10 protein-coding genes and 1 pseudogene are annotated in these 12,147 nt (G+C 70.6%); 5 read left to right on the top strand and 6 right to left on the bottom strand.

What is annotated here, in order from left to right:
- Positions 1-27 precede the first annotated feature (27 nt).
- The 3 genes from QP939_RS35500 to QP939_RS35490 form a co-directional block, all read right to left on the bottom strand.
- Complete coding sequence (locus QP939_RS35500) at positions 28-1,677, bottom strand: sigma-54-dependent Fis family transcriptional regulator (protein ID WP_285450715.1); 1,650 nt, start codon at positions 1,675-1,677, stop codon at positions 28-30.
- A gap of 775 nt (positions 1,678-2,452) precedes the next feature.
- Complete coding sequence (locus QP939_RS35495) at positions 2,453-4,111, bottom strand: AMP-binding protein (RefSeq protein ID WP_285450714.1); 1,659 nt, start codon at positions 4,109-4,111, stop codon at positions 2,453-2,455.
- 85 nt (positions 4,112-4,196) lie between these two features.
- A complete protein-coding gene (locus tag QP939_RS35490; RefSeq protein ID WP_285450713.1) occupies positions 4,197-5,879 on the bottom strand; it encodes an AMP-binding protein in 1,683 nt (560 codons plus the stop codon).
- Between the two features lie 54 nt (positions 5,880-5,933).
- Between QP939_RS35490 and QP939_RS35485 the strand changes: the two genes are divergently transcribed.
- Entirely contained in the window at positions 5,934-6,785 is an 852-nt protein-coding gene (locus QP939_RS35485; RefSeq protein WP_285450711.1) for a LuxR C-terminal-related transcriptional regulator, read from the top strand.
- Between the two features lie 3 nt (positions 6,786-6,788).
- Here the strand turns inward: QP939_RS35485 and QP939_RS35480 are convergent, their stop codons facing one another.
- Entirely contained in the window at positions 6,789-7,277 is a 489-nt protein-coding gene (locus QP939_RS35480) for a MarR family winged helix-turn-helix transcriptional regulator (RefSeq protein ID WP_285450710.1), read from the bottom strand.
- A gap of 111 nt (positions 7,278-7,388) precedes the next feature.
- On the opposite strand from QP939_RS35480, the gene QP939_RS35475 reads away from it, so the two are divergent.
- Entirely contained in the window at positions 7,389-8,618 is a 1,230-nt protein-coding gene (locus QP939_RS35475; RefSeq protein ID WP_285450709.1) for an FAD-dependent monooxygenase, read from the top strand.
- Here the strand turns inward: QP939_RS35475 and QP939_RS35470 are convergent.
- Both QP939_RS35470 and QP939_RS51970 read right to left on the bottom strand, forming a co-directional pair.
- Positions 8,539-8,856 carry a helix-turn-helix transcriptional regulator gene (locus tag QP939_RS35470; RefSeq protein WP_285450708.1) on the bottom strand — a complete coding sequence of 106 codons (318 nt, stop codon included), beginning with the start codon at positions 8,854-8,856 and terminating at the stop codon, positions 8,539-8,541. The genes QP939_RS35475 and QP939_RS35470 overlap by 80 nt on opposite strands.
- A gap of 211 nt (positions 8,857-9,067) precedes the next feature.
- Positions 9,068-9,547, bottom strand: a pseudogene (locus QP939_RS51970) (AraC family transcriptional regulator ligand-binding domain-containing protein); the annotation flags it as partial.
- 110 nt (positions 9,548-9,657) lie between these two features.
- On the opposite strand from QP939_RS51970, the gene QP939_RS35465 reads away from it, so the two are divergent.
- From QP939_RS35465 to QP939_RS35455, 3 genes are all read left to right on the top strand, one after another.
- On the top strand, positions 9,658-10,848 hold the full coding sequence (locus QP939_RS35465) for a lipid-transfer protein (protein WP_285450707.1): 1,191 nt from the start codon (positions 9,658-9,660) through the stop codon (positions 10,846-10,848).
- A gap of 66 nt (positions 10,849-10,914) precedes the next feature.
- A complete protein-coding gene (locus tag QP939_RS35460; protein ID WP_285450706.1) occupies positions 10,915-11,304 on the top strand; it encodes a type II toxin-antitoxin system Rv0910 family toxin in 390 nt (129 codons plus the stop codon).
- The gene (locus tag QP939_RS35455; RefSeq protein ID WP_285450705.1) at positions 11,304-12,146 is read left to right on the top strand and encodes a MaoC/PaaZ C-terminal domain-containing protein; all 843 of its coding nucleotides are present in this window, start codon (positions 11,304-11,306) and stop codon (positions 12,144-12,146) included. Before QP939_RS35460 ends, QP939_RS35455 begins: the two co-directional genes overlap by 1 nt.
- Position 12,147 lies beyond the last annotated feature (1 nt).

The raw sequence follows: 12,147 nt of genomic DNA, 5'->3' as shown, positions 1-12,147 counted from the left end.
CTGCTCAGTTTCTGGACAGTTTCCGGCTCAGCCGGGCACGCCGAGCGCGCGCATCCGGCTGTAGAGCGTGGTCCGGCTGACGCCGAGCCGGCGCGCCGCCTGCACCTTGTTGCCGTCCGTGTCCCGCAACGCTTCGACGATCGCGGCGCGTTCGGCGCGTTCGCGTCCGCCCAGGTTCGCCGTCTTCGGGACGGCCCGGTACTGCGGCGGCAGGTCGGACACCACGACGTCGCCGGTCGTGCGGTGCCCGACCACCTGCCGCAGCACGGTTTCCAGCTCGCGGAGGTTGCCCGGCCACGGCTGGGCGGCGAGCGCGGCGACCGCGCTGGAGGTGAACCGCACGCGTGAACCCGGGCGGATCTTTTCCACCATTTCCTTGACCAGCGAAGGAAGTTCGACGGCCCGGGCGCGCAACGGCGGGAGTTCCACGGCGGCCCGGCAGGTCGAAGCGAGCCCCGCCGTTTCCGGCGTCGAGCGCGCGTCCGCCGGTCCCGTTAGGACGGTCGGGCGGTCGCCGCGCGCGGTCAGGGTGCGGACGAGCCGCGCGCGCAGGACGTCGGGCAGCAGGTGGACCTCTTCGACGACGAGCACGTCGTCGCGCTCGGCGTGGTCGGCCAGCCGCCGCGCCCACGCGTGCTCACCGAGCACCGGCAGGTCGGTCGCGTCGAGCACGCGGCTGCCGCGCCCGCCGACGACCGCCTGCGCGGCCCGGGTCCGTCCCGAACCGGGTTCGCCGCCGACGAGGACCGCGCCGCCGGCGCCGCGGAGGGCGGCCAGCTGCCGCAGCGGGTCGAACTCGCCCGCCGACGGCCCGGGCGCCGCGGCGAGGGGCGCCAGCCGCAGCAGGGTGCCGTCGCCGGCGCCGGGGATCCGCTCGGCCAGCACCCGCACGTCCGCGCCCGAGCCGAGGGTGAGCGACCGGGTCCAGGCGTCGCGGTCCGGGCCGTCGAGGGCGAGGGCGCGCAGGACGCCGTGGTCGGCCGCGTCGAGCAGGTCGGTCGCGGCCTGGTTCATCAGGACGACGTCGCCACCGAACACCACCACCGGGCCCGAGCGCTCGCGCATGGCGGTCTGGAAGGCGTTGAGCAGCCGGCGTTCGGACTGCCGGGCGCCTTCGAGCAGCCGGCGTTCGATGTCGCGGACCGCGCGGACGAGGAACGGCGCCAGCAACGGGTTGGCGTCCTTGGTGATGCCGGTGATGTCGAGGACGCCGGCGATGCGGCGGGTCACCGGGTTGAAGATCGGGTGGCCGTAGCAGCTGAACGGCTTCAGGGCCTCGACGTAGTGCTCGCCCCCGTGGACGACCATGCCGCGGCCGACCTCCACCGGCGTGCCGAGCCCGTTGGTGCCCGCGGAGTCCTCGGCGAAGTGACGGCCGGTGACCGCGCCGATGCGGTCGAGCGCGTATTCCACGGTGGCCGAGTCGCATCGGCGGTCGACGATGGTGGCCGAGCTGTCGCCGAGGATCGTGCAGAACCGGGTGCCGCGCAGCTGCTCGGCCATCTCGTCGAGGACCGGCCGGGCGGCCACGACCAGCCGGCTGGCCGGGTCGACGTCGGCGAAGGCGGCGCGCTCGAGGGCGTTGTGCGGCGCGACGCCGCCCAGGCGCGCCCGGCGCCAGGACAGCTCGATCTCGGCGCGCAGCGACGAGGGTCCCTGGGTCGGGCATTCGTGCACGGTCGGTCGCCTCCTCGCGGTCACCGGTCGGAAGCGGCCGTCGCGCCGTCGCGACCTCGCAGCAGGCTAATGGCACTCAGTGGCGATAAGGAACCCCTGGGCCGAACGGCCGCCTCGCATCACCCGATCAGGTGAGTTGACCCCCCTGACACGGGCCGTGAAGACCCCTGAGGACCTTGAAGTCCCCCAGAGGGCCTTCACGGCTTGCGGGTCACCAGTCGTTGTTGCGGATCATGACTCACCAGTCCCAGTAGCGGTTCATGTGATCACCAGTCCCAAAATCGGTTCATCATCACCAGTCCCAAGCTCGTGACACGGCGTCACCAGTCCCAAATGCGGTTCATCGCTTCACCACTCCCAGGCTCGCGCCATCGTGGTCACCACTCCCATTGACGCTGCACGGCGTCACCAATCCCAGTGTCGGATCATCGGTTCACCAGTCCCAGCTGCGGGCCACGGCACACCAGTCCCAGTTGCGCATGGCGTCACCAGTCCCAGGTCCGGCGCCACTCGTTCCCGCGACCCCAGTCGTTGCCGCGGGACCACTCCCAGCTTCGGGTCACTGCTCGTCTCCCTTCGCGAGACATCACTTGCGAAGGTGTAACGCCCGACTCCCAGGACCGGTTTAGGGCTGTATCGAAGTCGGTCGGTGCCGCCGAGTGGGGGCCTGGTGTCTTGAATGGGTCATTCAGGTCTTCGGAGGTCCTGAATGACTCATTCAAGACTTCCCGGGGGAGACCGGCGACGGCCCGCGACGCCGACTTCGGTACAGACCTTAGGCGTGTTTCGCGGCGGCGGCCTTCTCCAGGCCGAGGAGGCTGATGGACTTCTCCCGCATCTCGACCTTGCGGACCTTCCCGGTCACGGTCATCGGGAACTCCTCGACCACGTGCACGTAGCGGGGGATCTTGTAGCGGGCCAGCTTGCCCTCGCAGAACTCCCGCAGCGCCTCCGCCGTCAACGGCGCCGCACCCTCACGCATCCGGACCCAGGCCATCAGCTCCTCGCCGTACTTCTCATCCGGCACCCCGATCACCTGCGCGTCCAGAATGTCCGGGTGGGTGTAGAGGAACTCCTCGATCTCCCGCGGATACAGATTCTCCCCACCCCGGATCACCATGTCCTTGATCCGCCCCGTGATGTTGAGGTACCCGTCGCCGTCCATGACGGCCAGATCCCCGGTGTGCATCCAGCGGGCGGCGTCGATCGCCTCCGCCGTCTTGTCCGGCTGCTCCCAATACCCCAGCATCACCGAATACCCCCGCGTGCACAGCTCCCCCGGCTCCCCACGCGGCACCGTCAACCCCGTCTCCGGATCGACGACCTTGACCTCCAGATGCGGCCCGACCCGCCCCACCGTCGACACCCGCCGCTCGATCGAATCATCCGCCCGCGTCTGCGTCGACACCGGCGACGTCTCCGTCATCCCGTAACAGATGGACACCTCGGCCATCCCCATCCGGTCGATGACCTGCTTCATCACCTCCACCGGACACGGCGACCCCGCCATGATCCCCGTCCGCAACGACGACAACTCAAAGCTGGCGAAGTCCGGGTGGTTCAGCTCCGCGATGAACATCGTCGGCACCCCATACAACGACGTGCACTGCTCCGCCGACACCGCCTCCAACGTCGCCCGCGGGTCGAACGCCGGAGCCGGGATCACCATGCACGACCCGTGACTCGTGCACGCCAGATTCCCCATCACCATCCCGAAACAGTGATAAAACGGCACCGGGATGCACACCTTGTCGTACTCGGTGTAGTTGCAGAGTTCCCCAACGAAGTAGCCGTTGTTCAGGATGTTGTGGTGCGAGAGGGTGGCGCCCTTGGGGAAGCCTGTGGTCCCGGAGGTGTATTGGATGTTGATCGGGTCATCGGCCGACAACCCGGCCTGCAGATGTGCCAGCCGGGCCGGGTCGCCCTGCCACCCGGCGTCCATCAACGACTGCCACTCCTCCCCGCCCAGAATCACGACGTGCTCCAGCGCGGCGCACTTGTCGCGGACTTCCTCGACCATCGCGGGATAGTCGGAGGTCTTGAACGCATCCGAAGCCACCAGCAACCGGATCCCCGCCTGATTCAGCACATACTCCAGCTCATGCGACCGATACGCCGGGTTGATGTTCACCAGGATCGCGCCGATCTTCGCCGTCGCGTACTGCAGGAACGTCCACTCCGCCCGGTTCGGCGACCAGATCCCCACCCGGTCACCCTTGCCGATCCCCCGCGCCACCAACCCCAACGCCAGCGCGTTCACCTCCGCCGCCAGCTCCCGATACGTCCACCGGCGGCCCGTGATGTGCTCGACGAGCGCGTCCCGTTCCGGGAAGGCGGCGACCGTGCGGTCGAAGTTGTCGCCGATCGTGTCCCCGAGCAGCGGAACCTCGGAAATCCCCGAGGCATAGCTCGGCAAGGCGGGCGCGTCAGGCATCATGCCTCCCCAAGTCGGTGTGGTCCCATGCTGGCGCGCCGGGCGCCCGCCGGGGTGTGCAGAAACTGGACACCGAGGACACTCCTCACGCGAGGTCGCGTTCGGAGTACTCGCCGGGCACCGGCCCGTCGCCCGCGTGCAGCCGCTCCTCGCGCTCCCGCAGCTCGACGCGGCGGATCTTGCCCGAGATGGTCTTCGGCAGCTCGGCGAACTCGAGCCGCCGGATCCGCTTGTACGGCGCCAGGTTCTCCCGCGCGTACCGCAGGATGTCCGCCGCGGTGCCGGTGTCCGGCTCGTGCCCGGCGGCGAGGACGACGTAGGCCTTGGGCACGGCCAGCCGCACCGGGTCGGGCGACGGGACGACCGCCGCCTCGGCCACGGCGTCGTGTTCGAGCAGCACGCTCTCCAGCTCGAACGGCGAGATCCGGTAGTCCGACGCCTTGAACACGTCGTCGGCCCGGCCGACGTAGGTGAGGTAGCCGTGTTCGTCGCGGCTGGCGACGTCGCCGGTGTGGTAGAAGCCGTCGCGCATGACCTCGGCGGTGCGCTCGGGGTCGTCGCGGTAGCCGGCCATCAGGCCGAGCGGGCGGTCGCGCAGGTCGAGGCAGATTTCGCCTTCGTCGCCGACCTGGCCGGTGCCGGCGTCGACGAGCACCACCGGGTAGCCCGGCATCGGGCGGCCCATCGATCCCGGCTTGACCGGCTGGCCGGGCGCGTTGGCGATCTGGACGGTGGTCTCGGTCTGCCCGAAGCCGTCGCGGATGGTGACGTCCCAGGCCTTCTCGACCTGCTCGATCACCTCGGGGTTGAGCGGCTCCCCGGCCCCGACGACCTTGCGCGGCGGCGTCTTCAGCGCGGTCAGGTCGGCCTGGATGAGCATCCGCCACACCGTCGGCGGCGCGCAGAAGCTCGTCACGCCGCAGCGGTCCATCTGGGCCATCAACGCGGTCGCGTCGAAGCGCTCGTAGTTGTAGATGAAGACGGTCGCGCCGGCGTTCCACGGCGCGAACACGTTGCTCCACGCGTGTTTCGCCCAGCCGGGCGAGGAGATGTTCAGGTGGACGTCCCCGGGTTCCAGGCCGATCCAGTACATCGTGGACAGGTGGCCGACCGGGTAGCTGGCGTGGGTGTGCTCGACCAGCTTCGGCAGCGCGGTCGTGCCGGAGGTGAAGTACAGCAGCAGCGGGTCCGACGCCCGCGTCGGTCCATCCGGGACGAACGGCGGCTCGCTCGAGTACGCGTCGGCGAAGTCCAGCCAGCCCTCGACGGGCGCGCCGACGGCGATCCGGGTGTAGTCGCCCTCCGGGAACTTCGCCGTGTCGCGGTCCCGGGCGACGACGTGCCGGACGCGGCCCCGCTCGACGCGGTCGGGCAGGTCGGCGGGCCCGAGCAGGGTGGAGGCGGGGATGACGACGGCGCCGAGCTTCATCGCGGCGAGCAGCACCTCCCACAGCTCGACCTGGTTGCCGAGCAAGAGCAGCAGCCGGTCGCCGCGGCGCACGCCCCGGGCACGCAGCCAGTTCGCGACCCGGTCCGAACGCTCGCGCAGCTCGGCGAAGGTGTACTTCGCCTCGCTGCCGTCCTCTTCGACCAGCCAGAGAGCGGGCCGCCGCGCCGACTCGGGGTCCTCGGCGAGCGCGTCGAACCAGTCCAGCGCCCAGTTGAACTCGGTCAGCTCGGGCCACCGGAACCCCGCCACGGCGCCGTCGTAGTCGTCGCGGTGTTCCAGCAGGAATCGGCGCGCGGAGCGGAACAGCTCGGCGGTCATGGGCTCTCCTCGTCGAGTGCGCGGGCGGAACGAGGCCGTATCATCTCCGAGCACGTGACCGTTCCCGCTACCCCCGCGCGGGGGTACCACCGCCCGGAGGTGTCCGTGCTGCTGCGCCCGGCCGACGAAGACCTCTACCGGCGCGCGCTGCGCGGGATCCGCCAGGGCACCGGGGTGCCGCTGGCGTTCGCGGGCCGCCTGCGCGAGAACCACCTGGTGCTGTCGGACTTCCTCGGCGCCCGCACGGGCGGGCTGCGCGGCTTGCGCGTCGAGCCGGGCAAGGGCGTCGGCGGCACGGTGGTCGACAGCCGCCGTCCGCACGGGGTGTCCGACTACCGAGCGGCCCGCACGATCACCCACGACTACGACGACCCGGTGCTGGGCGAGGGCATCCACGCGACGATCGCGGTCCCGGTGGCCACACGCGGCCGCGTCCGCGGAGTGCTGTACGCGGCGGTCCGCGCCGAGCAGCCCCTCGGCGACCGGGTGACGGACGTGCTGGTGCGCATCGCCGACGGAGTGGCCCGCGAGCTGTCGATCCGCGACGAGGTGGACCACCGCCTGGAGCTGCTCGGAGCGACGGAGGACCGCCTGCGCGAGCTGCGAGCCGAGCTGGCCGACATCGCGGCGGAGACCCCACCCGGTCCGCTGCGCGACCGGCTGCTGCGGGCGTGCGGGAAGTACCCGGCCGAAGCCCCGGCCGCGCCGATCGCGCCGCTGTCGCCGCGCGAGCTGGACGTGCTGGGGCAGGTGGCGTTGGGGTGCACGAACGCCGAGACGGCGGAGCGTTTGGCGCTGAAGCCGGAGACGGTCAAGGCGTACTTGCGGAGCGGGATGCGCAAGCTGGGGGTCCACGACCGCCACCAAGCGGTCACCACCGCCCGGCGGCTCGGTCTCCTGCCCTGAGCTTCAGTCCTCTTCGGTCTTCGCCGACAGGAACACCGCCAGGTCGTCAGTGAAGCGGAGCAGCAGGTCGAAGAACGTCCGCCGGTCCTCCGCCGACCACCCCGACAAGGCCTCGCCGAACCAGCCGAGCAGCGTGCTGACGTACCGGTCGGCCAGCTCGGCTCCGTCCGGGGTCAGCTCGACCAGGCGGGCCCGGCGGTCGTCCGGGTCGGGCACGCCGCTCACCAGCTTGCGGCGCTCGAGGATGTGCAAGTGCCTCGTCACGTGGGGGCCCGCGACCTGCATGCGGTCCGCGATCTCGCCGACGCGCATCGCCTTGCCCGTCATGTGCAACGCCATGATGATCGACAAGCCCGGCCGGTCGAGGTCGGCGCCGACGCTCTTCAGCGCGCGCTCGCCCAGGCCGCTGCGGTTCATCAGGTTGCCCAGCTGCATGAGCCGGGGCAGGACGGAACGCAGCTCCGAAGCGGCGTCGGGTTCTGTGGCGCCCATCACACCCCTTAGATAGCTAACTTAGGTATATAGTTGACCTCACCGCCGGTGCGGCACGCACATTCTCGCACCCGGCTAAAAGATACCTAACTTAGCTATCAGGGGGTACTCATGACCAAGGTCCTGATCTCCGGCGCGAGCATCGCCGGACCGGCACTCGCCCACTGGCTGCAGCGCGCCGGTTTCGACGTCACCATCGTGGAAAAGGCCCCGGCGCTGCGGGCCGGCGGCTACCCGATCGACGTCCGCGGCACCGCACTCGACGCCGTCCGGCGGATGGGGATCCTCCCCCGCCTCCGCGACCTGCACATCTCCACCGAGCGGCTGACCTTCCTCGCCGGTGACGGCGACGAAGTCGCGTCGCTCGACGCGAACACGGTCATCGGCGGCGTTGACGGCCAAGACCTCGAGATCCGCCGCGGCGATCTCATCCACACCCTCGACGACCTCATCCGCGACGACGTCGAAATCCGCTTCGGCGACAGCGTCGACACCCTCGCCCAGCGCGAAGCCGGCGTCGACGTCACCTTCCGCAGCGGCCGCCAGGCCACCTACGACCTGGTGATCGGCGCCGACGGCCTGCACTCCGCCACCCGCGAACTCCTCTTCGGCGACGAAAAGCAGTTCCACCACTACCTCGGCTACAGCTTCGCCGGGTTCACCCTGCCCAACGACTTCGGCTTGCACCGCGAAGGTCTCGTGTGGACGGTCCCGGGCAAGGGCGCGGCCCTCTACGCGGTCCTCGACAGCAAGGAGATCCACGGCTTCCTGTCCTTCTACCGCGAGGACCCGCCACTCGAGGCCTTCCGCGACCCCGAGGCGCAGCGGGACCTCGTCGCGGCCATCTTCGCCGATGAAGGCTGGGAAATCCCGCGTCTGGTCGAGGCGATGCGCGAGGCCGAGGACCTGTTCTTCGACGTGGTCAGCCAGATCCACCTGCCACAGTGGACGGACGGCCGGGTCGCCCTGGTCGGCGACGCCGCGTACGCGCCGTCCTTCCTGACCGGACAAGGCACCAGCCTCGCCCTCGTCGGCGCCTACGTGCTCGGCCACGCTCTCGCCACCATTCCCGACCACACCAAGGCTTTCGCCGCCTACGAAAGCCGTCTGCGGGACTTCGTCGAGCGCAACCAGGCCACCGTGAGCCACGGCCAGGCCACCCTGTTCCCCACCACGGTCGAAGCCCTCGAGGAGCGCAACGCCGCCCTCCGGCAGCTCACGGTGGCCCCGGCACCCACGCCGCGGCCCGAGCACTCGGCCCTCACCCTGCCGGACTTCCCCGGTGCCGCAGCCGGAAGCGCGCCGGAGACTCCCCGGTCCACCGGCGGAACGCGCGGGTGAACGCACTGGTCTCGGAGAACCCCAGCCGGGCCGCGATCGCCGCGATCGGTTCGTCGGTGGTCTTCAACGCGGTCTCCGCCGCTTTCACGAGGACGTCGTCCCGGATCCGGCGCAGCGAGCTGCCCTCCTCGCGCAGCCGCCGCCGCAACGTCGGCACGCTGGTCACCACCGCGGCGGCCAGCTCGTCGGCGGTGGTGACGTGCCGGCGGGCAAGGTCGTGCTCGATCAGCCGCCGCACCCGTTTGGCCAGCGGCGGCGGGGCCGGTTCGCCGGTCAGCCAGGCGCCGGGCGCGCGGGCCAGGTAGTCGACGACGGACTGCTCGTCGTGCGCGATCGGGCTCGCCAGCGCGCTCGCCGGGAGGACCAGTGCCGGGGCGCCCTCGACGTCGTAGCGGATGTCGTCGCCGAGCAGCAGCGAGACGTCCGCGCTGTTCGGTGGCTCCGGGAACGGGAAGCTCGACCCGCACCTTCGGTGTCGGGCACCCGATGCCCCAGCCGATGATCCGGTCGGCGACGGCCACGCCGACGACGGTCAGCAGCGCGTCGGGTGGCAGGTGGAGCCGGAGCGCGTAGTGCTCGCCGTGCGGCTCGAGCGCGAGGTCGGGGAACCCGGCGAGAGGCCGGACGAGCATGGCGAGCCGGTCGATGGCCTCGCGCAGCGTCGGCACCCCGGCCATCGCGTAGGACAGGATGTGCAGCGTCCCCCGCGGCACCGGCGCGGACCCGAGGCCCAGGAGCTCGTCCCCAGTCATCCGGCGCAGCGCGACGGCCAGCCGCACCGCCTGGTCCTCCGACAGCCGGAAGTCGTCCGGGCGCGTGCTGATCGGCGACAGCCCGGCCTCGACGAGCAGCCGGGGCAGGTCCACCCCGCGCTCGAGGGCCAGCCGGACCGCGGCCACGGCGAACGAGCCGGGGATGCGGTAGGCCATCGGGCACCTCGTGATCGGTTCGGTCAACTCAGTGTTCGCCAGGGTCAACTCGGGCGATCGTAACTTAGATACAGTCCTGAAGGTATGTATGAGCCGAGCGAAGGATGCCCATGAGCCGGAAGGTCTACGTCATCGGCGTCGGGATGACGAAATTCGAGAAACCCGGCCGTCGCGAGGGCTGGGACTACCCGCAGATGGCGAAGGAGTCCGGCACGAACGCGCTGCGGGACGCCGGAATCCCCTACGACCTCGTCGAGCAGGCCTACGTCGGCTACGTCTACGGCGAATCGACGTCCGGCCAGCGCGCGGTGTACGAGCTGGGCTTGACCGGCATCCCGGTCGTGAACGTCAACAACAACTGCTCCACCGGCTCGACGGCGTTGTACCTCGCGGCGCAGGCGATCCGCGGCGGGCTGGCCGGGTGCACCCTCGCGCTCGGCTTCGAGAAGATGCAGCCGGGTTCGCTCGGCTCCACCTACGACGACCGCGAGCAGCCCTTGGCCAACCACCTGCAAGCACTGGCGGAGATTTCGGAGGTGCTGTTCCCGCCCGCGCCGTGGATGTTCGGGGCCGCCGGCCGCGAACATATGCAGCGGTACGGCACCACCGCCGAGCACTTCGCGAAGATCGGGTACAAGAACCACAAGCACTCGGTGCACAACCCGTACTCGCAGTTCCGCGAGGAGTACTCCCTCGACGACATCCTCGGCTCGCGGATGATCTACGACCCGCTGACGAAGCTGCAGTGCTCCCCCACCTCGGACGGGTCCGGCGCGGCCATCCTGGCGAGCGAGGACTTCGTCGCCGAGCACGGCCTCGCGGGCCAGGCCGTCGAGATCGTCGGGCAGGCGATGACCACCGACTTCGCCTCGACCTTCGACGGCACCGCGAAGAACATCATCGGCTACGACATGAACGTCCGGGCCGCGCGGGCCGTCTACGACCAGTCCGGGCTCGGCCCCGAGGACTTCCAGGTCATCGAACTGCACGACTGCTTCTCCGCCAACGAGTTGCTGCTGTACGAGGCGCTCGGCCTGTGCGCCGAAGGCGAGGCCGCGAAGCTGGTCGACGACGAGCAGACCACCTACGGCGGCAAGTGGGTCGTCAACCCCTCCGGCGGCCTGATCTCCAAGGGGCACCCGCTCGGCGCGACCGGCCTGGCGCAGTGCGCCGAGCTGACCTGGCAGCTGCGCGGGACCGCGGACCGGCGGCAGGTCGACGGCGTCAGCGCGGCACTCCAGCACAACATCGGCCTCGGCGGCGCCGCCGTCGTCACCGCCTACCAGCGCGCCGAGCGCTGAACCCACCAGGAGGACCGCCATGGGCAAGATCAACGTTTCGGCCGAGCCCCCGCCGCGCCGGAGAAGGTGTGGGCCGCGTTCGCCGACCCGGGCCGGTTCGAGCAGTGGCTGACCATCCACACCAAGTGGAAGGGCGACGTGCCGACCGAGTTCCGCAAGGGCGCCCAGGTCAGCGAGGTCGTGACCATGCTGGGCATGGCCAACACGATCACCTGGACCGTCGAGGAGTACGACGCGCCCAGCAGGCTGGCGATCTCCGGCACCGGGATGGCCGGGGTCAAGGTGCGGTTCACGCTCTCGGTCGAGCCGTCGGGCACCGACGGGTCCACCGCCACCATCGACGCCGAGTTCAGCGGCGCGATGATCGTGGGCGCGCTCGGCAAGGCCGTGGAGAAGGACGCGGGCAAGAACCTCACCGAGTCGCTGGAGAAGCTCAAGGCGCTGGTGGACGCCTGATGCCGGAGCGCTTCGACCCGGCCGGGCTGGACGTCTGGACCGACGAGGTCCGCCACGACGTGACCCGCGCGGCACTGGTCGCCTACGCCGAGGCCACCAACGACCCGATCGAGGCCCACCGCGCCGGCGAGGTGGCGCCGCCGGTCTACGCGATCGTCCCGGTGTTCCAGTCGCTGCTGGAACCGGCGCTGGCGGTCGTCCCGCTCGGCCTGCTCGGCAAGGTCCTGCACGGTGAGCAGGACTTCGTGTTCCACCGCCCGATCCGGCCCGGCGACAAGCTGACCGCCCGGGCCAGGATGACCGGCTGGAAGGGCACGCGGACCGGCACGGCCGCCTGCGTCCACCTCGAAACCCGGGACGACGGCGGCGACCTCGTCAACGAACAGCGCGTGACGTTCTTCGTGCGCGGCTTCGACACGGGCGACACCCGGGGCGAGCTGGCCCCCGAGCACCGGTTCGACGAGGCACTCCGGCGGCGGGACCCGGTCGCCGTGGTCACCCAGCACGTCGACGCCGACCAGCCGTTGCGCTACGGCCCCGCCGCGGGCGACCCGATGCCCATCCACCTCGACGAAGACGTCGCCAAGGAGGCCGGGCTGCCGGGGATCATCGCGCACGGCCTGTGCACGATGGCGTTCACGTCGTGGGCCGTGCTCACCGAGGTGGCCGAGTCCGACGTGCGACGCCTGCGCCGCCTCGCCGTGCGGTTCGCGAAACCGCTGCTGCCTGGACAGGACATCACCACGACCGTGTGGCGGAAAGACGCCACGACCTACGCGTTCGAGACCACGGCCGGAGACGACGTCGTCGTCAAGGACGGGCTCGCGGAAATCGAGGAGTGAC

The sequence above is a fragment of the Amycolatopsis nalaikhensis genome (assembly GCF_030264295.1).
Classification (GTDB): Bacteria; Actinomycetota; Actinomycetes; order Mycobacteriales; family Pseudonocardiaceae; genus Amycolatopsis; species Amycolatopsis nalaikhensis.
Note: the sequence above shows the minus strand (reverse complement) of the source record. Positions and strands in the feature narration are given on the sequence as shown.

Coding starts and splice junctions, on each gene's coding strand:
- QP939_RS35495 (WP_285450714.1), bottom strand. CDS start 4,111: ATGCCTGACGCGCCCGCCTTGCCGAGCTATGCCTCGGGGATTTCCGAG.
- QP939_RS35465 (WP_285450707.1), top strand. CDS start 9,658: ATGAGCCGGAAGGTCTACGTCATCGGCGTCGGGATGACGAAATTCGAG.
- QP939_RS35455 (WP_285450705.1), top strand. CDS start 11,304: ATGCCGGAGCGCTTCGACCCGGCCGGGCTGGACGTCTGGACCGACGAG.
- QP939_RS35480 (WP_285450710.1), bottom strand. CDS start 7,277: ATGGGCGCCACAGAACCCGACGCCGCTTCGGAGCTGCGTTCCGTCCTG.
- QP939_RS35490 (WP_285450713.1), bottom strand. CDS start 5,879: ATGACCGCCGAGCTGTTCCGCTCCGCGCGCCGATTCCTGCTGGAACAC.
- QP939_RS35475 (WP_285450709.1), top strand. CDS start 7,389: ATGACCAAGGTCCTGATCTCCGGCGCGAGCATCGCCGGACCGGCACTC.